This window comes from Pararhodobacter sp. SW119 (genome assembly GCF_017811755.1).
In the GTDB taxonomy this organism is placed as follows: Bacteria; Pseudomonadota; Alphaproteobacteria; order Rhodobacterales; family Rhodobacteraceae; genus Pararhodobacter.
Window position 1 is genome coordinate 20,973 of the sequence record NZ_JADDJF010000017.1, and the last position, 19,781, is coordinate 40,753.

General features: G+C 65.4%; 17 protein-coding genes. 6 read left to right on the forward strand and 11 right to left on the reverse strand.

Features of this window, described 5'->3' with window-relative positions:
* The first annotated feature begins 51 nt into the window (after positions 1-51).
* The 6 genes from IM708_RS11565 to IM708_RS11590 all read left to right on the forward strand — a co-directional run bounded on the left by IM708_RS11565 (position 52) and on the right by IM708_RS11590 (position 10,071).
* Positions 52-1,623, forward strand: coding sequence for a recombinase family protein (locus IM708_RS11565; RefSeq protein ID WP_209426681.1), 1,572 nt, complete (start codon positions 52-54; stop codon positions 1,621-1,623).
* A complete protein-coding gene (locus IM708_RS11570) occupies positions 1,623-2,531 on the forward strand; it encodes a plasmid partitioning protein RepB C-terminal domain-containing protein (protein WP_209426682.1) in 909 nt (302 codons plus the stop codon). Before IM708_RS11565 ends, IM708_RS11570 begins: the two co-directional genes overlap by 1 nt.
* A complete protein-coding gene (locus IM708_RS11575) occupies positions 2,528-3,445 on the forward strand; it encodes a plasmid partitioning protein RepB C-terminal domain-containing protein (protein WP_209426683.1) in 918 nt (305 codons plus the stop codon). The genes IM708_RS11570 and IM708_RS11575 overlap by 4 nt, the downstream gene beginning before the upstream one ends.
* A 478-nt stretch (positions 3,446-3,923) precedes the next feature.
* On the forward strand, positions 3,924-5,150 hold the full coding sequence (locus IM708_RS11580; RefSeq protein WP_280860411.1) for a DUF6361 family protein: 1,227 nt from the start codon (positions 3,924-3,926) through the stop codon (positions 5,148-5,150).
* Positions 5,147-7,000 (forward strand): phospholipase D family protein, encoded by a 1,854-nt coding sequence (locus tag IM708_RS11585; RefSeq protein WP_209426685.1) that lies wholly within the window; start codon positions 5,147-5,149, stop codon positions 6,998-7,000. Before IM708_RS11580 ends, IM708_RS11585 begins: the two co-directional genes overlap by 4 nt.
* Positions 6,997-10,071, forward strand: coding sequence for a helicase-related protein (locus IM708_RS11590; RefSeq protein ID WP_209426686.1), 3,075 nt, complete (start codon positions 6,997-6,999; stop codon positions 10,069-10,071). The genes IM708_RS11585 and IM708_RS11590 overlap by 4 nt, the downstream gene beginning before the upstream one ends.
* A 171-nt stretch (positions 10,072-10,242) precedes the next feature.
* Here IM708_RS11590 and IM708_RS11595 read toward each other — a convergent pair whose 3' ends face one another.
* The 11 genes from IM708_RS11595 to IM708_RS11645 all read right to left on the reverse strand — a co-directional run bounded on the left by IM708_RS11595 (position 10,243) and on the right by IM708_RS11645 (position 19,755).
* Positions 10,243-10,500: a hypothetical protein gene (locus tag IM708_RS11595; RefSeq protein WP_209426687.1), complete on the reverse strand. Its 258-nt coding sequence runs from the start codon at positions 10,498-10,500 to the stop codon at positions 10,243-10,245.
* Positions 10,500-11,180, reverse strand: a complete 681-nt coding sequence (locus IM708_RS11600) for a D-Ala-D-Ala carboxypeptidase family metallohydrolase (RefSeq protein WP_209426688.1) — start codon at positions 11,178-11,180, stop codon at positions 10,500-10,502. The genes IM708_RS11595 and IM708_RS11600 overlap by 1 nt, the downstream gene beginning before the upstream one ends.
* 111 nt (positions 11,181-11,291) lie before the next feature.
* Positions 11,292-11,582 (reverse strand): DUF6127 family protein, encoded by a 291-nt coding sequence (locus IM708_RS11605; RefSeq protein WP_245243142.1) that lies wholly within the window; start codon positions 11,580-11,582, stop codon positions 11,292-11,294.
* Complete coding sequence (locus tag IM708_RS11610) at positions 11,579-12,571, reverse strand: FscB (protein WP_209426689.1); 993 nt, start codon at positions 12,569-12,571, stop codon at positions 11,579-11,581. Before IM708_RS11610 ends, IM708_RS11605 begins: the two co-directional genes overlap by 4 nt.
* The gene (locus IM708_RS11615) at positions 12,568-13,446 is read right to left on the reverse strand and encodes a hypothetical protein (protein WP_209426690.1); all 879 of its coding nucleotides are present in this window, start codon (positions 13,444-13,446) and stop codon (positions 12,568-12,570) included. The genes IM708_RS11610 and IM708_RS11615 overlap by 4 nt, the downstream gene beginning before the upstream one ends.
* Entirely contained in the window at positions 13,443-14,117 is a 675-nt protein-coding gene (locus IM708_RS11620; protein ID WP_209426691.1) for a DUF2793 domain-containing protein, read from the reverse strand. The genes IM708_RS11615 and IM708_RS11620 overlap by 4 nt, the downstream gene beginning before the upstream one ends.
* A gap of 60 nt (positions 14,118-14,177) precedes the next feature.
* On the reverse strand, positions 14,178-17,309 hold the full coding sequence (locus IM708_RS11625) for a phage tail protein (protein WP_209426692.1): 3,132 nt from the start codon (positions 17,307-17,309) through the stop codon (positions 14,178-14,180).
* Complete coding sequence (locus IM708_RS11630) at positions 17,296-17,508, reverse strand: hypothetical protein (RefSeq protein ID WP_348524963.1); 213 nt, start codon at positions 17,506-17,508, stop codon at positions 17,296-17,298. Before IM708_RS11630 ends, IM708_RS11625 begins: the two co-directional genes overlap by 14 nt.
* A 5-nt stretch (positions 17,509-17,513) precedes the next feature.
* The gene (locus IM708_RS11635) at positions 17,514-17,762 is read right to left on the reverse strand and encodes a hypothetical protein (protein ID WP_209426694.1); all 249 of its coding nucleotides are present in this window, start codon (positions 17,760-17,762) and stop codon (positions 17,514-17,516) included.
* A gap of 38 nt (positions 17,763-17,800) precedes the next feature.
* A complete protein-coding gene (locus IM708_RS11640; protein WP_209426695.1) occupies positions 17,801-18,661 on the reverse strand; it encodes a phage BR0599 family protein in 861 nt (286 codons plus the stop codon).
* Between the two features lie 311 nt (positions 18,662-18,972).
* On the reverse strand, positions 18,973-19,755 hold the full coding sequence (locus IM708_RS11645; protein ID WP_209426696.1) for an alpha/beta hydrolase: 783 nt from the start codon (positions 19,753-19,755) through the stop codon (positions 18,973-18,975).
* Positions 19,756-19,781 lie beyond the last annotated feature (26 nt).

Sequence of the window (19,781 nt, forward strand, 5' to 3'; positions counted from 1 at the left end):
CACACCGAGCAACTGCATCAGCGTCTTGGGTGGTGAAGAGGAGAAGCGCGTGTGAGAGGCGGCCGGGCAAACAAAGAAGACGGTGGCGCGACGGCTGAACAGGACGTCCCGGCCGTCGCCTATGTCCGGATGTCGACCGATCACCAGAAATACTCGACCGAGAACCAGCTGGACGTCATCCGCAGCTATGCCGCCGCCCGCGGCCTGCAGATCCTGCGCGTATTCGAGGATTCAGGGCGTTCCGGGCTGCGGCTCGACGGCCGGGAGGCGCTACAGAACTTGATGGCCGAGGTCCAATCCGGCCTGGCCGATTTCAAGGCGATCCTCGTCTATGACGTCAGCCGCTGGGGGCGGTTTCAGGATGCCGACGAGGGCGCGTATCACGAACACGTCTGCTCCCGCGCCGGGATCCGGGTCCACTACTGCGGCGAACAGTTCGAGAATGACGGCAGCATCGGCTCGAACCTTCTGAAGACCGTCAAGCGGGTGATGGCCGGTGAATACAGCCGGGAGCTGTCGGTCAAGGTCTTCGCCGGGCAATGCCGACTCGTCGAGATGGGCTATCGCCAAGGCGGCGCGGCCGGCTACGGGCTGCGGCGGGCGCTGATCGACGAGCAAGGCCATCCGAAGGGAGAACTGTCTCGCGGCGAGCAGAAGAGCCTGCAGACCGACCGCGTGATCCTGGTGCCCGGCCCCGAGGAGGAGCAGCGTGTCGTTCAGCGCATGTACGAGATGTTCGTCAACGAGGGGCGCCCGGAGCGCGAGATCGCGGATGTTTTGAACGCCGAAGGACACCGCACCGATCTCGACCGACCTTGGACCCGCGCGACCGTCCATCAGGTGCTGACCAACGAAAAATACATCGGGAACAATGTCTTCGCGAAGGTGTCCTTCAAGCTGAAGCAGCGCCGCGTAGTGAACCCGCGCGAGATGTGGATCCGAGCTGAGGGCGCCTATCCCGCCATCGTCGAGCAGGCGCTGTTCCTGCGCGCCCGTGAGATCGTGGATGCCCGCAGCCGCCATTTCTCCAACGAAGAACTGCTCGACGCCCTGCGCGCGATCCTCGAGCGGCAGGGCATGCTGTCGGGGCTGATCATCGACGAGGAGGACAATCTTCCGTCCTCCAGCGCCTATCGTAGCCGCTTCGGCAGCCTGCTGCGCGCCTACCGGTTGATCGGCTATGAGCCGGACCGGGACTACAGCTACATCGAGATCAATCGCGCTCTGCGGCAAGCCCACCCGCAGGTGGTGGCCGAGATCATCTCCGGAGTCACGCGCCACGGCGGGTGGGCCGCGCAGGACGCGGCGACAGAACTGGTTCGTGTCAACGACGAGTTCACCCTGTCCATCGTTCTCGCCCGCTGCACGGCGACAGCGGCCGGGTCGCTGCGCTGGCGCATCCGTCTCGACACCGGCCTCGTACCCGACATCACCATCGCCGTGCGCATGGACGAGGTGAACGAGGCGCCGCGCGACTACTACGTGCTGCCCAGCATCGACATGACCATTCGAAAACTGAAGTTCGCCGAGCAGAACGGCCTCGCGCTCGATGCGTACCGCTTCGACACGCTGGATTACTTCTACGCGCTCGCCTCGCGGGCCAGGATCGCGGAGGTGGCATGATGCCCGACGACATGGAACCGACCAGCCAGAAGCAGGTGACCCTGATCCCGACCGACAGGGTTCGGGTCCTCAATCCCCGCGTCCGCAACCGGCGGACCTTCGAGGCGATGGTGGAGAACATCGCCCGCATCGGCCTGAAGCGCCCGATCACCGTTGCCCCGCGTGCCGGGACCGACCCGCAGGAATACGACCTGGTCTGTGGTCAGGGCCGTCTCGAGGCATTCATCGAGCTCAAGCAGGACCGCATCCCCGCCATCGTGATCGAGGCCGACGAGAGCGACTGCCTCGTCATGAGCCTCGTCGAGAACTGCGCGCGGCGGCAGCACAACCCCATCGACCTGATGCGCGAGATCGGCATGCTCCGCCAGCGCGGCTATAACGACCGCCAGATCGGTGAGAAGATCGGCCTGTCCACCGAATACGTGACCATGATCGCAGGGCTGCTGGAAAAGGGCGAGGAACGTCTGGTCGCGGCCGTAGAGACCGGAGTTCTGCCCCTGAACCTCGCCATCCAGATCTCCAAGACAGATGCGAAGGGCGCGCAGAAGGCGCTGATGGACGCCTACACGCAGAACAAGCTGCGCGGTCGAAAGCTGGCGCTCGTGCGCCGCCTGATCCAGCAGCGCGAACTCCGCGGCCCGCAGATCCAGACCAACCCGCTCGGACGCCGGATTGCGAAACGCGCGCTGACCAGTGAAGGCCTCGTGCGGGCCTATCAGCAGGAAGCCACGCGCCAGAAACTGCTGATCAAGAAGGCTGAACTGACCCAAGGACGACTGATGTTCGTGCGCGAGGCATTCCGCAAGCTCTGCGCGGACGAGCACTTCCTGACGTTGCTCAGGGCCGAGGGGCTTGAGACGATGCCCGCCGATCTCGCACGGTCGGTAACCGAAGGTGCCCCGGCATGAAACGCGAGGCCAAGGAGACCCCGCAAAGCGTCAATCACGGGTTCGAGGACGACTGCGTAACCCTCCCCATCGACGCGATCCTGCCGTTGCGCGCCCTTGGCAAGAGCGCGAAATCCAGCCGGAAATATCGGCAGATCGTGGCCTCCATCGCCCAGATCGGGATTGTCGAGCCGCCCGTCGTGGTACGGAACCCCGACAAGTCTGCCACCTGGTTGCTGCTCGACGGCCACCTGCGGATCGAGGCGCTGAAGGACGCAGGCGCGAGCGAGGTGGAATGCTTGGTCTCCACGGACGATGAGGCCTTCACCTACAACCGCCAGGTCAGCCGTCTCGCGCCGATCCAGGAGCACAAGATGATCCGCAAGGCGATCGAGCGCGGCGTGCCGGAGGAAAAGATCGCGCTCGCGCTCGATCTCAACATGAGCAGCATCCGGCGCAAGGCCCGCCTGCTCGATGGCATCTGCGAGGAAGCAGTCGCGATTCTGAAGGACAAGCCCTGCACCAATGCTGTGTTCGACACACTGCGCAAGATGAAGACCATGCGCCAGATCGAGGCGGCCGAGTTGCTGGTCAACGCGAACAACTATTCCGTCGCCTACGTAAACGCGATCCTCGCCGGAACGCCTCAGGCGCAGTTGGTCGAGGCCTCAAAGCCGAAGAATATCAAGGGCATAACGCCCGAGGCGATGGCGCGGATGGAGCAGGAACTGGCTCGCCTGCAGGAAGGGATCGCTTCCATCCAGGACACCTATGGCCAGGACCATCTGCACCTGACCGTGATCAAGGGCTACGTCGGCAAGCTGCTCGGGAATGCTCGGGTCGTGCGCTACCTGGCGCAGAACCATCCCGAGTTCCTCGGCGAGTTCCAGACAATCACCGAGATCACGCCGACCGAGGCCGCCAACGCCGAGTAGCCGTTCTCGGCGAATGAAGGGGACCCGGACCCGATAAGCGCGGGGACCGCGGGAGACGCCGGACTGTGGGCCGGATCGAGCGCGGCGGTGGGGATGGCGGCGAACCCGCTCGGAGCCCACCAGGCTGGCTCGAGTTTTCGCCAGCTGCGCGGCCGCGCCTGCGGCTGCGTCTCATTCGGGGCGTGTCGGAGGTCGGGCTACTCCGGCACGCCCTTCCGAAGCGAGAGCGTCATCCACCCACTGCAGCAAGAAGGTGTCAACCGTCATCGCCGCATCGCCCTAACAACGACGATGCCGCGAACTCATCATCGCCAGTCGAGAAACGTGTAGACGCCTCGTGATGGCTCGCGCTCGCGGTAAGACCCCTCAGTTCCACCATCGAGATGGTGCCAAGCTTTGATCTTGAATCCTGAACTAAGCCTAGTAGCATGAACCCAATGTTTTCTGGAACTTAGAAGTTGTAATGGGGCTCAGAGCGATGCGCCAGTTAAGATCAACCGGCGCGCGCAATGCGCTGCAAGTGGAGCCGGCGCTAGGCTGGACTTTTCTGTCCCGCGAGGCACTGTCCCGCGCTAAGGCTCAGATGGACGAAGAGTCCATGGGCGTGCGCGACGAGATTGGCTTTCTAACGATTCATCAGCGTTACGCCGACCGCTTCTTTCCGGGCACATCAGTGCTGCATACCCGAGCCCGCTATATTCTTTTTGTGCCTTGGCTGTTCGAGGATTTGGCAGGTTTGACAGGACCTGCTGCCATGCGTGCCATGCGCGAACGGGAAAGGGAGCTCGCTGGGCGGCTCAAGGATGCTGGAGAATCCCAAGTGATCGGGGGGCGCGTCTTCCCCCAACCTTCGAGCCAGCCGCCGTCAACGGTGTACTGGAATGCGCTCGCGGTCTGGGGAATACTGCGTAGGCGCCTTGATGGGCGGACCATTTCCCGGGCGCATGCGCATCGGCTGCTTAAAAGCGCTGGAACAGCGATGGATGACGACGGCCAACCGCTCGTCAGTTTCGATCCACCATTCGTGCCACTCCCTAAACGACCGGAGAACTGGAGAAGTGGGCATATCTCCCTTCAGCTTACGACTGAAGAAGCAACTTTCCTGCGCGAGCGGCTTGGCCAGTTGCGGAGCAATGGTGGACACGAGGCCTCACTGCTCGCGCGATTGGTGCGGACTGAGACTGTGGCACCGGACGGAATGTGGGCCACTGAAACCCGGGAGATCGCCGGCCCCGACAAATCCGCACTTGCGCGCGCTCATCAGGCTGCACACCTCGCGGGTGTCGGCCGTGCTGTCTACGATGCACTACTGGAACGGATTGTCGAGACCGATGACAAGCGGGAGACTTCGACTCGACATCGCGACCACCTTGCTGCCGTCGTCGAAGATCATGGTTCGCTTGCTGAAAAACTTGATGTAGGTGCTCTCGAGGCGGACATTGGCGCGCTGCCAACGAAATTGCGGGCTGTACTGACAACTACTAAGGATTGGGTGGCCTCGAAATCACAGAACCCCGCCCCACTCTTCGACGTCTATGCTGCGGCTGAGGCCCGAAAGGGCCCACGCGCACGCCTCGCGGTTACACCCCATGGTCGTGCCCGACGGCTCGAATGGTCAAGCGATGAACATGGTCTCGCGGGGCCGCTCCACTACAGGTGGGAGCAGGTCAGCATGCTTCTCAATGATCTTGCGGGCGCCCAATGAGCGGCGCAGTCGAAAACTGGGCGGCGCTCTCGTTTCTTGAGGGTTTACGTCCCGGTCCCGATGAAAGTGTCGAGTTGGCACTGCTGGCGTCCTATTCGGCAGACCTGGGATCAATCGGCGCTACTTTGCTTGCCCTGGCAGGCAAAGACACAGATGCGGGCCGAGGTAGTCCCTCAGATTTCGCTGATGCGGTCGAGCGACTGCGAGGGAAGGCACGGATTGTCATTCAGCGTGGCCGCCTAGCAAAGATGCGTCGGACACCGCGCATAGCAGCAGTGTTGGACCAATTCGTGCGCGAGGTCGATTTCGATGAAGCCACCCATAGCTGGCACCCCAAGGTAGCTCTCGTTCGAACACGCAACACGACTGGAGAGACTGGCTGGCGGCTTTGGATCGGAAGCCGAAATCTCACCGAAAACGTGAACCGCGACATCGGGTTACTGCTTGTCTCAGGCACCAAGGGCGGCGCACTGATCGCTGGTGCGGATGAGATGGCGCGTGCGCTGGCTGAAAGGGCCGAACTGAAGGGGCTGCGCCCGGCCTCGCTCGCGGCGACGATCGCAAAGGTAGCTTGGCGTTCTCCGGCGGGCGTACGGGTTGAGCGCATTCGCTGGTCTGCCGGAACTGGAGATCAGCCCGTTCCAGTCCCGCCGCCGGATGTCGATGAAGTCATTGTGGTAAGTCCTTTTATAGACAAGCAATTTCTTGCTCGTCAGCTCGTGAAGGGTACAAAACAGTCTAGGCGTGTTTTGCTGACTACGGTACGTGAGATTGAGCGGATTGGCCCGTCACTGGCAGCATTCGACGACTTGCTGGCGCTGGATGCACCTGATTATCCCGTGGGTGATCCGGAGCTTGGGTCCCGGTCCGCCGAGTGGCCATCCGATGTCACTTCGACCGAGGATGAGGAAGAAGAGGTCGGACGCGGCCTCCATGCCAAATTGCTGTTCATGCGAACTGGGCGCAAACGCACCCTGTGGCTGGGAAGCGCGAACGCGACCCTCCGGGCCTGGACTGGACGCAACGCTGAAGCCACGGCCGAACTGGTTGTCACCGAGCCGGTCGAAAGAGGGCTAAAGGCGCTGCTGGGGTCAGCCCGTCTGGTCGACGCGCCCAGCGGCGAGCATTTGCCCGACGCAGCGGTCTTGGAGGAGGAAGCGCTCGAACGGGCGCGCGCGCAGGTGGCGGCGCGATGGTCCGCTTCGCTCAGTATTGATGGCGAGGGGATACGTCTCAGCCATCGTTCCGATCTACATCCCGACGGGCCACATCCTGACGAAGCCGACATCCTGCTGGAAGTCGGCGCTCTTCACGGTGACCTTCTGATCTGGCCGCCACGACAAGCCGAGGTGTATCTTGGGCATGTCGTTCCATCTGACCGAAGCGAGCTCGTGCGCTTGCGTGTCAGCCGCAAGGACAAAGGTCTCTCATGGCTGCAACGAGCACCGGCGGAGCCGCCGTTTGGGGAGGATCGAGACCGTGCCGCGTTCGTACGCTTTCTTGGTGCGCGAGGGTTTCTTCTTTGGGTGGCCGGATTGCTCGCAAATGACGATACACAGAGCGACGGCGACTGGACGATTGACGAACCGCGGGAACGGACGAGTGAAGAGGAGAAATCAACATTCGACTCCTCGTTGCCAACTTTGGAAGCGATGTTGGCGGCATGGGCCCGCGATCCGGTAAAGTTCCGCGAGATTGAACGGCGGGTCTCTCAGTATCTGCCTGCGGTGCTCAAACAGGCCGAACAGGAAGATATACTAACCGCTGAAATGCTGAGGAGCTTCAAGGAGTTGTGGAGCAAGCTCCGAACTGGGCTGGGCTCCACCGAAGTAAAGGGTAGAAGCCGATGAGCGCGCCCAAGCCGTTCCAGGAAGCTGCAGTCAATGCGGCGCTCGCGGCCTTCGGAGTTCATAATGGGCGTCGGCGATTTCTGGTGGCGGATGAAGTCGGTCTCGGAAAAACAGTGGTAGCGAAGGAATTGGCTCGCCGCATGTCGGAGGATGGTAGGGCGCCCCTGGTCATTTACTATATAGCCAACGGTCATGCGGTTTCGCACCAAAACAAGAGCCGAGTTGTTGACTTCCTTAAGGATTATTCACGTAAAGCCGCTATCGCGACACCAGATCGGCTCTCGCTGATTGCAGTCGCGAGACGGCCGGACAGTCCCGTCCTTGTCTACGCACTGACTCCCGCAACGTCCTTTCCCGGGGGGCGGGTACGTCTGACTGGAGGACGCAAGGAAGAACGAGCATTCCTGAAGGTTTTGCTCGAGCAGAGCTATCCTGCTTTTGCACGCAATCTCGATCCGGACATATTGCAGTTGAGCGCGCGTGGGTCATGGGAGTGGGCCATCAAGGATGCGGAGCACAAGTTCGCGGCGTCGCCGCCCCATTTGCGGAAGAGGTTTCGCGAGGCCCTTGCGGCTGAGTTCGGCGAGCCCGTCCGCACGATGCTCGATCTGGCTGTGTATGGCGACCCGGCCCGAAAAATTAAGCCGCTCAAGCCTACCACCTTCGTTGGCCGCCTCAGGCGCGCCCTTGCACTGGCAACGCTTCGCCATCAGCCGCCCGATTTAGTCATTCTCGATGAATTTCAGCGCTACCGGCAAATTCTTGACGAAAAGGACGCAGACCCGCTTCTTAAGGCTCTTCTGGAACCTGAACATTTGGTTGTCCCGCCGGCAGTCTTGCTGCTTAGCGCTACGCCATATCGGCTATTAAGCACACGATGGGAAGAGGCGCGCGGTGCGCTTGCTCACTCGCAACTTCTAGAACTGATCGAATTTCTTGCCGGCGCCGATGTTCGAGAACGTGCGAAGGTGCTTTTTGCCGATTTCGGTGACAAATTACGTGATATTGCGGCGCATGCAGATGCGAGTAGTCCCGAGTTGGCGGCTGAAGTCGCCCAAGCGGCCAGACTAAGAGATGAACTCCGCGGCCTTCTGACGCCAGTCATGTCGCGCACTGAGCGGGACAGTGTGGCGTCGGCCGATCCACTCGCCGCGACGCAATTTCTCGATGCGGACCCGTTGCCAGAGGATTTTCGGGTCTATCGACATCTCGTCGAGAGCTTTGCAGAGCAGATGCGCTACGAGGCGCTGCCATATTGGTCGTCCGTTCCGATGCCCGCCCAATCGCTTGGTCCACGCTATGCAGCGTGGAAGCGTGCCAAATTCAGGGCAGCACCGAAGCTCACTAAGATGACCCGGGAGCGCCGCAACAAACTCAACGCGCCTACGACATGGCCTGACGCGAAGCTTCGCGCTCTGAACAGCGTGGCTTCTCCCAAGGAGCTTTCGCTCCCGTGGGTCGCCCCGTCACTACCTTGGTGGCCACTATCCGGCGGCTGGAAGGGTTCGGGAGCCGATCCCAAGCTCCTGATGTTCAGCCGCTTTCGCGCAACGCCCCCTAGCGTGGCGGCGCTTCTGAGCTTTGGCGTCGAGGCGCACTGTCTTCCCAAGAATCACGGCGGGTACGAGAAGGCTTATAAGCGCCGTCGTTTCAAGTTGGGGGCCGAGCCGGGGCCAGTGATGGCCGCATTCCATCCGTCGCCATGGCTAATCCGGAACACGAACCCGCTTGCGAAAGCCGGAGCGACGCTCGGCGCTGTACGCAAAGAGGTTCGGCGACAAATTCTCGCCGCACTCCCCAAGGGCATCATTGAACGCGACACCGTGAAGGCCCGCAGGCGGCACAGATCGATTGCCCGGATTCTGTCGTCGATAGAACGGACAGCAGGTGTTGTCGAACAATCCGCCTCAGGCTGGGGCAGCGCAATCGGTGATGATCGTGCCGCGAAGTCTGCGGTTCGAAAATGGCGCCAGGCGCAGCCGATTGAGCGGCTTTCACCTGTCGAGCTTTCTGATCTTGTGGACTATGCGATCGGGGCGCCTGGCGTCGCGCTAGGACGGGCATTGCTACGGCATGATCCGTCAATCCTTGATCCGACACGCTATCCCGAGTTGGTCCAGCTCTGTTGGCAGGGATTGCGCGCCTACCTCGATAACCCGGTGATCCTGTCATCGCTGCCGGGGAAGAGCGCAGTCGAGCAAGTCATGGGCGCCGTGGTCGATGGCGGCTTCGAAAGCGTCCTGGACGAGCATTTCTGGTTGCGATCGCAAAATCTCCAAGAGGGCGCAGCTGGTCTCGCCAAGGACCTTCAATCGTCGCTCGGACTACGCGCAGGCACCTTTAGCTTTCATGCAATAGGAGGTGCGCCACATAAGATCCCGGTGCGCTGCCACGTCGCCGTGCCGTTCGGCGACGCCGAGACCCAACCCGCCGTCAAGGTGGACGGCGGCGTGGGGCAAGCCGCTCCTGTCCGACCCGATGAGGTTCGGCGCAGCTTCAACACACCCTTCTGGCCACATGTGCTGGCAACAACATCGGTTGGTCAGGAGGGTCTCGATTTTCATCCCTGGTGCGCGCACGTGGTTCATTGGGATCTTTCGTCAAACCCTCTCGATATCGAACAGCGAGAGGGTCGCATCCAACGCTATGCTGGTTTAGCCGTCAGACGCAGACTCGCGGTAGATTTGCGTGGTGACGTGCTGAAAGATCGTACTGCGGCACACCATTCCCCTTGGCATTGCGTAGAATTTCACGCTGAGCGTCTGGTCGATGCGAGCGGCCTTCGCCCCTGGTGGGTGTACGATGGTGCCGAAATTCGTCGTCACGTCTTCGAGCGCCCGTTTGGACGGGAGATCGTCCGCTTCGCCCAACTTCGAGAACAGCGCATGATCTATAGGTTGGCTCTCGGACAACCCAATCAGGAGGACTTCATCGACGTGCTTTCACGAGGTGGGGCGACTACCCGCGCTTTGCTGCAACCGTTAATTCTTGACCTGTCTGCGATGGGGCTTCGGCAACGGCCTATGCCATGTGGCAATGAGCTAGAATGCTCTTGGTCATGCAAGAAATGAGCTTGCGATCAGAGTGTGCATGCTTTGGCTTGGTTCCTGATGACGCCGTAGTCGGCGAGCATCTCGACGATGGCGGACATCTCTGGAAGTAACGCGAGTTCCTCAGCCGCGCGCACTTGGACCTCGTTGGGATACTCTACCACGGGCGGGCAGACGGTCGCGATGCCGGGCTCAGAACCGACCGTTGCGCAGCCGCTCAGCAAGCTCAACGCGATCGCGAGGACGGCGAGCCGCCGCTTCCAGCATCTGGCGGTGGATGGCATCGGTTTGCTCCAACATGTCGAGCCGCTCGGCGGCGCGGCCAACGCGCTCGGCCGTGCGGCGGAGGTTAACGATGAACAGGGTGATGGTGAGCGCGACGAGGGCGAGAGCCGCCACCCGCCACGCCCATCGCCGGGCGATCAACTCGGCCACCAGCGTGCCCCACATCAGCGCAGCCCTCGCTTCCAATCGTCCACCCGCGCCCAGACGGCCAGCGCGATCCCCCCGAGCGCCAGCGCAATGAACACCCAGCGGAGCGTGTCCAGATACGGCACCAACGGCAGGACGGCGCCCTGCGCTTCCGCCAGAACCTCCTGCGCGACCTCGACACCAGCGGCGCCGACGGTGGCTACACCGGCCGCGCCAGCACCCCGTAGCGTCCGGCTCTCAGCCAGCGCCTCACGCGCGGGCGGTGTCTCCGCTGCGAAGGCAGTCGCCCGGACCGGGAACCGCTCGCCCCACTGACGCGCGGGGCCGAGGTCGATATGCATGAACCCCGATCGCGGATAGAACCCGAAGCCGAGGAACCCGACCTCGCGCGCCGCAGCCTCGAAGGCCACCGGGTCGTGGTTTGTCATGGCGATGTCGAAGGCGGCGCCGTCGAGGTGCTTGGAGCGGGTCGCGCCGCCCACGGCACGGTTGTGCTCGGGGCTGCGATAGGCGGAGCGGACGATCAGGGGCTTCTCGAGCCGGTCGCGCAGGCCCTGCAAGCGGTCCATGGCGATGGGGTCGAGCTTGAGCGCGCCGGTGCCGCGGCAGGCGATTTCGGGCGGCGAGAAGTTCTTCCAGCGCCAGAGATGCGCGGGGAGGTCGCGGAAGTGGCGGAAGGTGCGGACGGGTTCGGGCATGGTGAGTTCCTCTGGCAAGGTGAATGACGAGAACCGTCCGCAGCGCGAAGACTGCGGATTGGCGGGGTTTCGGCGGTATCTGATTGGGTCGATGGTCGACCCGGCTCGGGGTCAGTCGCCCGGACCGAAGATCTTCAGCTTCACCGCAATGCCGGCGAGCAGCGCCAGGATGACGCCAGTGGTGATGATATGCACCGTGGTCTGCACGGCGGTGCGGCGCACGAAGCGGATCGAAGCCAGGAGACTGCGCAGGTCGCGGATGTCGAGGGCGGCCTCGGTGCCGTCGAGACCGACATCGGCGAGGGCGCGCTTCGCACCTTCCTCGGCGGCCCGTGCCAGCAGTTCCTCGAACTCCGCATCCGGCATGCGGACATGGCCCTCTCCGGAACGGCGCGGGCTCATGCCGAGACGATCCCGACTTCGGCGGGCAATGTCAGATCGGTCCACGGGCTCGCATCGGCCGGGTTCACCGCCCAGCTCGAATAGACCCCCTTGGGCATGAGGCTGGGCACGGTCACCGGGGCGGCGTCATGGTCCACGCCCCCGAGACGCAGGAAGCCGGCCGTGGCCTGCGGCCCAATGGTGCCCGCCTGCGCGATCTGCTTGAGATGCACGCCGGCGATCGCCCCCGCCGGGACGGCCGGGCCGGTGAGCGAGAAGGACATGCGCTGCCCGGCCGCGGCGCTGGCGACGCGCGTGGCGATGTTGCCATCGGCCAGCGCCGCAAGGCTGCCGACCATCTGGTTGTAGCTGGCGATCGCATTCGGGCGGCGGCGCACGAAGCGCCGGCCGATGGTCGAGACCCCGTCGAGGACCGCGATATGGGCGTAGTACCAGGTGCGGACAGAGGTCATGGCGTGCAGGCCCAGATTGCTGAACACGATCAGCCGCGGCTTGCCCTTGCTGCCCGTGTTGGCGGCGGTGGCCGAGCTGTGCAGCACACCCTCGATGTAAAACTCGATGGTGATGTCGGCGCCCACGGCCACGCGCACGTTGACCCAGCTCGGCTGGCCGGCGGCGGCCGTGTAGCTTGAGCCGCCCTGTACGGTCGTATCGCCGTGCGCCTCGGCGTGGTAGCGGTTGGTGGCGGCGAGCGGCTTGACCCGCGCAACCATGACATGGTCCGCATCGAAGACCTCCAGAAACGAGGCAGCGCTTGCAATGATGCTGCTCGCGTCGGCGTTGGGGGGTACGTAACGAAACCCCAGCCACAGGTCGCCCGCGGGCGCTGGAAACCCGATCCCGAGGGGAACTGCATTGTCCCTGTGGGTGGAGATCCGGATGCAGTTGACGTCGAGGGTTGCATCAAACCCGGCCGCGTCCGTGCTCAGAAGCCCCGTGACGCCGGAGAGGTCGGTTGGCTGGTGTCCCAGATGCAGGATATGGGTCATGGCAATTCCACTTCGATGTAGAGGGCGGCATGGGCGGCGGAGAGCGCCGGGGCCCCGCCGTGGTCGAGAAAGAGCGAGACATCGTTCGAGGTGAGGCGCACGCCGCCGCCGAGATCGAGCCAGGCCGCGACTTCGCTGACGCTGAGGTCCGTGTCCCAGCCGATCTCGATGAAGGCATGGGCCTCGTAGATGCGCAGGTCGGGGTCCTCGAAGCCCAGCGGCTGCACCCCGGGCGGGACGGGATAGCTGAACTGCGAGCGCAGCGAGCGCAGCGTGCCGCCGTCTCCCGGATCGCGCCCCTGGACCTGGGGATAGAAGGCGGCGCCGGGCGCGGCGGTCCATGCCGGTGCCCCACTCACAGGATCGTCGCGCCAGATGCCGTTCTTGCCGATCCAGAGGCTCGCGGCGGCCGGATCGAAGACGAACATGGCGACATCGCCCGCGCCGAAGGTGGGTAGTCCGACAAGCTGTTGAATGGAGTTGAAGGAGGGCGCGGAATTGGTCGACCAGAGCGTGCCGTTGCCGCGCCAGCCGATGCTGCCGCCGGAGATCGGGTTCCAGCCCTCGTCGAAATGCGACCGCATGGCCTCGCTGACCACACCGAGATAGCCGTCGAAGCTGCTGGCCCCTCCGGGTGCGCAGCGCACCTCCCAGTAGCGCTTCCCGTCCGAGGGCAGGATCGCCCTGGCCGTCGGCACCCAGCGGCGATAGTCGCCGCCGCCCGAGGTGTTGACGGCGGTCTGGTTTGCGTCCGAGAGCGTGTAGCCCGCGGGGCGCCGCGCCGTGTCGAGCTGCCAGGCGCTGCCGATATCGACCGGCGGCGCCGTGGCCGCGCCTTGCGCGAGAAGCGCCGCGCGCATCATCAGCAGACTCATGCGACGGCGCCCGCCAGCGCGCCCTGGACGGTCCAGGCATCCGCCCCGCGCTTGACGAGCGCCACCCCGGACCACTGGCCATCGAGGGCCACCGATCCGCCGGACACACCGTTGAGCGACACGCCCGCTGCGGCCGCGATCGTCGCCACGCCGGCCCCGACCTGCGTCACGTTGATCAGCGTGCCGGTCTCGAAGGGGACCGATGCCTCGGCCGGGAGGGTCACGGTCACGGCCGAGGAGCCGGTCGTCTCGAGGATGGCGCCGGTATCGGCGAGCTCCAGCGTATGCGCCGTGGCGGTCAGCGTCCGGATCGCCACGATGCCGGGGCGTGGGACCTCGACCCATGCGCCGGCAGTGAAGCGAACCTGCCGGGCCTCGTCGTCGATCCGGAACTGCCAGCCCTCCTGCGGGGTCAGAAAGACCCATGCCGGGGTTCCCGCCACCTCGTCCCAGAGGGCCACGGCATTGGCATTCGCGCCTGCCGCGGCGGGCACGATCGCGATCTGCCCGGCGCTTCCGGTGACAGGCAGGGGGGTGCTGCGCGACGTGGCCCGCGCCTGGAGGAGCGCCGAGACAAGGCGCAGGTCCTCGCTGACGCTGGTGCCCCAGTCGCGCTGGCCAGGGTCGTAGAAGGCGCGCAGCCCCAGCCCCGGCATGATCCGTTCCGGCATGCTCGTTCTCGCTTGTGGTGATGATGGTCGTGATGGTGCCGATGGCACCGATGCCCGGGATCAGCTGCCCCAGAGAAAGCCCCAGCCCCGATCCCATCCGGCGGCGAAGGGCGCGGTCAGCCGGAAGCTCCGGGCCTCGCGGTCAGTGAGCCAGATGCCCTCGACCATGCGGCGGGAGCGAACCGCGACATCGATCTCGGCCGTGCGCGCGGGCGCACCGGTTTCGGGAATGTCCCCGGGCGCCAGCGTCCAGCTCGTGCCGGTGCCTGCGTCGACGACAAGGCCGGGCAGCAGGACAGGCGCGCCGGTGTCCGGATCGATCCAGCGCACCTCGATGATGTAGCTCACGCCCGGCTCCGGGCCGACGGAGGCGGCGGTGTGATCGACGATCACCGGGCTGGTCTGGGTCAGCCGGTCCCGATGCGCCCATGTCAGCACCAGGTCAGCTGTGACCAGCGCATCGACGTCCGGCGCGTAGCTGCCATTGCCCTGCACCCGGCCGGGCGGCAGCGGGCGGATCGCGCGGCGGTCCATGGTCACGCTGTCCTCGGGCGCCAGTGCGAACGCGAGCGTCCCGCGCCCGGTCTCGGGCAGCAGCCGGACGGCAAGCGTCTCGCCTGCCGCCCATGCCTCCTCGCTGATCCGCGCCGCCGCGTCGAAGAAGATCACCGGGGTGCCCGCGGCATGAATACGCGGCACGGTGTCGAGGCAGCCCCGGCCGACGGTGACGGAAGTGGCGGTGACCCCGTCGACGCGGACCAGTTCGCCGCCGATGCTCGCGAGCGTGCCGATCCCGACCTCGCCGATGTCGCGCCAGCCGGTGACCGGGATGACGCGTGCGTCCGGATCACCGGAGAGGTCCGCGGACAGCAGTGCGGTCGGCGCGAAGGCCACTGCGCCCTCAGGCAAAGGGCCGGTGCCCGCATCGATCCAGAGTTCCGCCGCCAGCGCATCGGCGCTCGGCCGCTCGCCGGTGGCGACGAGCGCGCCCGCGTCAGGATCCTCAGCCAGGCGCCGGTCGGCCTCGGCATGCCCCAGCTCGCGCACCAGCAGCCAGTACGGCGCCTCCGCGACCAGGCGCCGGGCCAGTGCCCGCGGCGGGGCGGCAACGCCGGTTCCCGAGGGCATGCGCCCGCCGGCGATGGCGGTGGCGCCGAGCGCAAAGACGTCCTCGGCGAGCTTCAGCCGGATGCCGTTGTCGCGTCCGTCGCCCTGACCGATCTCGGAGAGGCGCATGACGACATCGTTGAGCCCCAGCCGCTCGGAGCGCAGCCGGATCACGTCGCCGGGGGCGAGGCTCGCGCCCTCGCGGTTGACGGTGATCTCGCCGGTGAGCAGCGGCACCGAGAGCGCGCGCAGGTCGCGCTCGGCCACCCGCACGGCAAGCCCCTGGTAGCGGATGCCGGGGTAATCGAGCGTGGTCGCGATCACCTCGCCCATGGCCTGCACCCGGGCGGTGTCGGTGACGCTGACCGCGCCGGTGTCGTCGGTCGCGGCATCGGTAAAGCGCACGGTGACCGAGTTCACCAGGTCGGAAGGGCTGCGCCGTCCGAGGCGCCCCCAGTCGACCACGTTCGTCTCGTCGAAGAGGGGCAGCGTCGAGGCGGTGTAATCGGCGCGGATCAGCTTCAGCTCCCAGAGCCCAGTGCGCCGGTCGATGAAGAGCGTCGCATCGATATGGTCGAGGACACTGGCGATGAAGTCCTCAATCGAGCTGTCCTGCTGCCAGATCAGCGACAGGCCGAAGCCCTCGGTGTAGAGCGTGTCGGCCGCCGCCGTGAAACTCGCCCCGATCTCGACCGCGGACCAGCCCAGACCCCAGTCGCGGTTGGTCAGGCACTCGCGGATGATATGCGCGGGGTTCATGTCCGGCCCGTTGCCGAACGCGCCGCGCAGCGAGGCCGCCAGCGCCTGGCTGTCGCCGGGCGGAATGACCGGGACGCCATCGACGGGCGTGTTGTCGATGCGCGCGGTGCAGGTCGTGTTCGCCAGCGCGATGTTGAAGCCGAAGATGTCGGCGGGCGGCAATGCGGCGATGGTCGCGACCGCGTCGTCGACCGAGGAGACGGGCACGGGCTCGCCGTCGGTGACGAAGATGACGATCCGGCGCCTTGTGCCGCCGCCGGCGAAGAAGGCGCCGGCGTCAGCGAAGGCGGCGTTGAAGTTCGTACCGCCCGAGGTGGTGTTCGAGAGCGCCAGCATCCAGGCCTCGAGCGCGGTGTAATCCTCCGGCCCCATGTTGCGCCGCTCGATCGATCCCGCGACCGCGGCGTTCCAGAGCACGATCGCCATGTCGTTCGGCCGGTCGGGGTCGACGCTGGCGCCGATCTCGCGGATGAGGGCGGCGACGCCGGCCTTCTGCGCGGCCATGCGCGTGCCCGACATCGAGCCCGAGACATCGAGCGCGATGTAGATCGCCGCATCCGAGATACTGGCCTCGGGGACGATGGCGGCCTTCGAGGGATACCATTGCGCCGCACCCGCCTCGCCGGTCAGCACCCGCGTCACCCGCACGGCCCATGGCTTCAGGTAGGGGTTGATGCCGAGGTACACCTGTCGCAGCACCAGGCTGCAAAGCCCGCGCCAGGCCGGGACGTCCCCGCCCATACGCGCGGCGAGATAGTCGTTCGCCCCCTGGCCGGGCCCGCCCGTCAGCACGTCGATATCGCCGACGATCCCGCCCTCGCGGCTCTCGCCACCGAAGAGGTCGGGCTTGTCGATGCGGATGCGGCCCCCACCGGCACCCGCGTTGCTGGCGCCGCTCGTTGCCTCGAGGACCTCGACCGACTGGGCCGGAAAGCTCAAGGCGCCCGGCAGGACCGACCAGGACGTCGTGCCGGTCTCCGCGTCGAACGTCACGCCCTGCAGCGTGACCGTCTGGCTCGAGCCGTTCGCAAGCCGCAGCCGGTAGTCCCGCCCGATGCGCACGCCGGCAAGCGAGCCCGGGAAGGCGATCGTGGCGCCGGCATCGCCGGCCAGCGCCGCGGTCGCTGCCATGCCCGCAACCGTACCGATCCGGGTCTCGACCGCCGCGCCCCCGCCCGAGACGCCGACGCCGGTGGTGACGGACCAGGCGCTACGGCGATCGACGAGGATCTCGCGGATGGCATCGACCGGGCCGTGGCAGAGCGCCAGATGCATCCCCAGCGAATAGCGGTAGCCGACTGTCTGGGATTTGCTACGACCGCCCATCGCCCGACTCCTGCTTGGCCGACTCCCGCATCTCGGCGACCCGGATCACCGGTTCCACCAGCGCATCCCCGGTCGCGCGCAGGCACTCGGCGTCGATGCCGTGCTCCAGAAAATCCTGCCAATCGAGGCCGTGGCGGCGGAACCATGGCCGCACGCCCGCGAGGCAATAGCGCGCGGCGCGGAGGTCCCGGATCGTCACCCGCGTCACTTCTTGCCGCCTTTCTTCCTGATGGGATCGACCTTGAGGTCGCCCGCCCAGACAACATTGGGCCCGGTGATCAGCACGGTGCCGAAGACCACCGGGATCGGTCGGCCTTCCTCGGCCGTCGGCAGGCTGAAATCGTCGAGCCCCGCCGCCTGCGGCTTCTCGATCCTGGGGCGCGGGCTCAGCGCATAGGAAATCGCCGAGAGCACCAGCCCAAGGACGAGCCGCGCGATGAAGGTCCAGGCCATGGGAGGTGCCGCCTATGGATTGGCGCCATGCGGGCGCGTCAGACGATGGAGCCGCCGCCGAAGGGGTTGCGGCCGGGGATCTCGGGAAAGCCCCCGAAGTTCAGAAGATTGCCGAACTTGGCCGCACAGGTGGCCGAACGCAGGTCGCAGCCCGGCGCGATGTCGGCGAGCACCGGCAGCGGTCCACCGGTGTCGGGGTCAATCTCCGGTGCGGTAACGGCGGCGGCCAGCTCCGGGATCGGGCGCGAGAGCGCGAGCGTCGCGCCCGCATGGCCGGTGATGAAGCCCAATTGCGCCCCGAACCGGAGCACGCCGCCGCGATACCAGCCGTCGGGCTGTTCCGCCGCCTCGGGGATTGTCACGGCAGTGCCGGATACGACGGTCACTGTCCCGGTCTGCCAGTGATACGCGATGTCGAGCCCGCAGCCGCGTCCATAGAGCGCATGGCGACAGAGGCGCTGATACTTCGCCCGGACGCCGGCACGCCGCAGCGTGCTGAAGACGGACCCGCAGCTCAGCATGATCCGCTGCCCCTCGACCTCCGCGCCGACCACGCGGCCCTTCCAGTGGGCGACCGTCTCGCCCGGCACCTGCTCGTGACCGCGGAAGATGGTGAGCGTCACCGGCGCGTTGCCCAAGGGCGCGAGGAACCGCCGCGCGAAGGGATGCGAGAGCGGAAAGGTCAGCTCCAGCCGTCCCCGTTCGATTTCGCTCGTCTGCACCACATCGCCGTGGGCCACCGCGGCGGGCTCCCAGGTGATCTCCGTTCCGCCGCTGCCGGCGCTGGTCCAGGCCGTGGCGCGGCTGGTGAAGCGCCAGACCTGATCGCCCTCGACGAACTGGTAGAGAAAATAGGGGCGGCCCTCGGCGGCCGAGGCCTCGATGATGGCGTAGGTCATGGGGAGGTAGGCTCTACGAATGTGGCCGGTGACGCTTAGCGCTCACAGGCCGGGTTGTGCGGAGGCCAGGCACCGTCGCGGAGACGTCAGCAGAGGACACGAAGAGCCCAAACTGACCGCAGCGATGATCGAGAATTTCGCGATTGCAGCATGGGCGGATTCGACACGACCGGCCCATTTCTATTGACTTCGCACGCAAGGCCGCGCCGTAGCTTCCCCAAACCCGTCATTGGTAACTTTGCTTGGCATCTCCACGAGATGGCGGGTCTCTCGCCGACTCGATTCGGTCAGCCGCTGCTACTTGGCCGGGTTTAGGCAGAGAGGAAGCTGATGACTTCGCGCACAAAGAGATCCGGCGCGCTGGACATTGCAGCGTGTCCCTGGCCCTCGAGGATGACGATCCGGCTGTCGGGGAGGGCAGCATCGAGCGCGCGCGTAGGGGCAGTGAACCCAATCGGACTAGCCTCTCCCAGTAGCAGAAGGGTCGGAACGGCGAGACGTCGGAAACGCGCTGGATCAAACCGATACTCCCCGGCGACCATTTCGCGCAATGCGGTGTGCGCGGCCCTCACGCGCCCTTCCCACGACGGGTCGGCGCGCATTGCGGCCAACTGCGCAGCGGAAATTCCCGCAACTTCGCTGAGAAAAGTGATCAACAACTTTTCGCGTTCGTCATCGGCAAGCATCGCGCGAAGCCGAATGTCGAGCCCAGGAGGGTAGACCGGCGCGTCACCGATCGGGAACGGCGGCTCGTAAAGCACCAGCTTACGAATGTTGTCGAGCCTGAGCGCCGCCTCCATTGCACACAGCGCCCCGTAGGAATGACCTAGAAGGCTGGTGCCGGGGCCCATCGCCATTGCGACCGTAGCGACGTCTTCGTATTCCTGTTCGAGCGAATAGGCCGCCGCATCGCCGCTCTCTCCGCGCCCGCGCCGCTCCATGGCGATGACCGAGAACTTCTTCTCAAGGCCTGGTAGAACGTGCACCCATCGCGTGTGGTCCGAGGTCGTGCCATGCACCAGCACCAGCGGCGGGCCGTCGCCGCTTCGAGCGAAGCTGATTTGCGTGCCGTCCGTGGATTTGAGCGATTCCATAGGTGTGCTCCCTGACGTCCAGCCCC

Coding starts and splice junctions, on each gene's coding strand:
- IM708_RS11570 (WP_209426682.1), top strand. CDS start 1,623: ATGCCCGACGACATGGAACCGACCAGCCAGAAGCAGGTGACCCTGATC.
- IM708_RS11575 (WP_209426683.1), top strand. CDS start 2,528: ATGAAACGCGAGGCCAAGGAGACCCCGCAAAGCGTCAATCACGGGTTC.
- IM708_RS11580 (WP_280860411.1), top strand. CDS start 3,924: ATGCGCCAGTTAAGATCAACCGGCGCGCGCAATGCGCTGCAAGTGGAG.
- IM708_RS11585 (WP_209426685.1), top strand. CDS start 5,147: ATGAGCGGCGCAGTCGAAAACTGGGCGGCGCTCTCGTTTCTTGAGGGT.
- IM708_RS11590 (WP_209426686.1), top strand. CDS start 6,997: ATGAGCGCGCCCAAGCCGTTCCAGGAAGCTGCAGTCAATGCGGCGCTC.
- IM708_RS11595 (WP_209426687.1), bottom strand. CDS start 10,500: ATGTGGGGCACGCTGGTGGCCGAGTTGATCGCCCGGCGATGGGCGTGG.
- IM708_RS11600 (WP_209426688.1), bottom strand. CDS start 11,180: ATGCCCGAACCCGTCCGCACCTTCCGCCACTTCCGCGACCTCCCCGCG.
- IM708_RS11605 (WP_245243142.1), bottom strand. CDS start 11,582: ATGAGCCCGCGCCGTTCCGGAGAGGGCCATGTCCGCATGCCGGATGCG.
- IM708_RS11610 (WP_209426689.1), bottom strand. CDS start 12,571: ATGACCCATATCCTGCATCTGGGACACCAGCCAACCGACCTCTCCGGC.
- IM708_RS11615 (WP_209426690.1), bottom strand. CDS start 13,446: ATGAGTCTGCTGATGATGCGCGCGGCGCTTCTCGCGCAAGGCGCGGCC.
- IM708_RS11620 (WP_209426691.1), bottom strand. CDS start 14,117: ATGCCGGAACGGATCATGCCGGGGCTGGGGCTGCGCGCCTTCTACGAC.
- IM708_RS11625 (WP_209426692.1), bottom strand. CDS start 17,309: ATGGGCGGTCGTAGCAAATCCCAGACAGTCGGCTACCGCTATTCGCTG.
- IM708_RS11635 (WP_209426694.1), bottom strand. CDS start 17,762: ATGGCCTGGACCTTCATCGCGCGGCTCGTCCTTGGGCTGGTGCTCTCG.
- IM708_RS11640 (WP_209426695.1), bottom strand. CDS start 18,661: ATGACCTACGCCATCATCGAGGCCTCGGCCGCCGAGGGCCGCCCCTAT.
- IM708_RS11645 (WP_209426696.1), bottom strand. CDS start 19,755: ATGGAATCGCTCAAATCCACGGACGGCACGCAAATCAGCTTCGCTCGA.